Origin of the sequence: Kitasatospora sp. GP82, from assembly GCF_029892105.1 — a bacterium.
Lineage (GTDB): Bacteria > Actinomycetota > Actinomycetes > Streptomycetales > Streptomycetaceae > Kitasatospora.
Window position 1 is genome coordinate 1 of the sequence record NZ_JARZAJ010000127.1, and the last position, 1,354, is coordinate 1,354.

Genomic DNA, 1,354 nt, shown 5'->3' on the forward strand with positions numbered 1-1,354 from the left:
CTGAGCTTGATCTTTAACCTCGCGCGGCGAGGTGGGCCTGAAGCGTGGGTTCGCGTTTGACGGTCTTGCCCACGTCGTGGCGGGGCGCCGGCTTGCGGTTCTTCGAACCCGGAGGCCGTCCGGGGCCGGGCCGGGAGGGTTTCGGCACCCGGGCCGGAGTGAGGACCTTCGCGCGGATGTTGCGGAACCCTCGGCGGACCCGGGCCGGGGTCAACTTAGCCGCTGGAAGCGGGCGTTCCCAGGGGCGGCGCAGGTCGGCGGCGAGCCGGCGGGCCAGGCGGAGCTGGGTGTGGGCGACGATGACCAGCCAGGTCCACAGGTCGGCGGTGTCCGGCGCACGGAAGTGCGGCGCCGTCCAGCCCAGGGTGCCCTTGAGTAGGCGGAAGGTGTGCTCAAGGTCGAATCTGCGCAGAAAAGTGCGCCAGATCCGGTCCAGATGGACCGTATCGATGCCGGTGGCAGAGGACCATAGCCACAGCGGCTTCGCTTCGCGTTCGCCGGGCAGGTGATCAACCTTGAGGCGAACCAACGTGCCGTGGGTGATGGGGATTTCACCTTCGTGGTCGAGCCAGGGCCCGCGCTTTTGCAGGCGCTGGTGCATCCGGTCCCACGCCTTCGCCTCGGCCTTGCCGTAGCGGGTGGTCTCGGTGCAGGTGGTGGCGTCGGGCTCGTGCCAGGACTCGGGTTTGGCGAAGGTGAAGGCAGTGCCGTGCTTGCGTGGGCGTCCGCCCTTGGGCGTGGAGCGGGGCTCGCCCGCATCGCGGAGCATGACCCGGTCCGAACGCAGTCGGCCGATGAGCTCAACGGGCAGATCAGACAAGAGGTGGGCCAGGCGGGTGACGTCGTAGCCGGCGTCCATGACGAGCAGGATGTCCGGGTCGCCCAACTGCCAGTGCCCGGCTTCGATCAGGCGGCCGGTGACCTCGCGAAGTTGGTCGGCGGTCACTGCGGTGGCGTCGTCGGCCGGCCCCAGCCGGACCGCGTCCAGCAGCGCGGTCCATGAGGTGCGGCCGCTCTCCAAGGCGGCGACGAAGGAGTAGGGCCAGCCAGGGATCAGCTGGTCCGCGCTGCGGCCGCGCCCGTAGACATGGCAGAACAGGCGGTCATCGCTGGTGGGAGCGTCGGGGCGGAGCCAGTGCGAGACATCGACGGCCAGGGCGATGCGCCCGTCAGCGAGGCGGGGGATCGGAAGGGCGGCCAGCGCGCGGCGGAGTCGGGCGGGCTCGAGCCAGCCCCGGTCCAGCGCGGCGTACATCGCACCGTGCCCCCGCCGGTGCTCGGCCGCCAGCGACAGGTCCACCAGCGTCTTGACCGGCCCGTCCGTGCACAGCAGCGCGTCGGTGAGCTCGAAGAG

1 protein-coding gene is annotated in these 1,354 nt (G+C 70.8%); it reads right to left on the minus strand.

Going from position 1 to position 1,354, the window contains the following annotated elements:
- Nucleotides 1-13 precede the first annotated feature (13 nt).
- Nucleotides 14-1,354: NF041680 family putative transposase (locus tag P3T39_RS37390; RefSeq protein ID WP_280703789.1), on the minus strand; the 1,341-nt coding region annotated here is incomplete at its 5' end.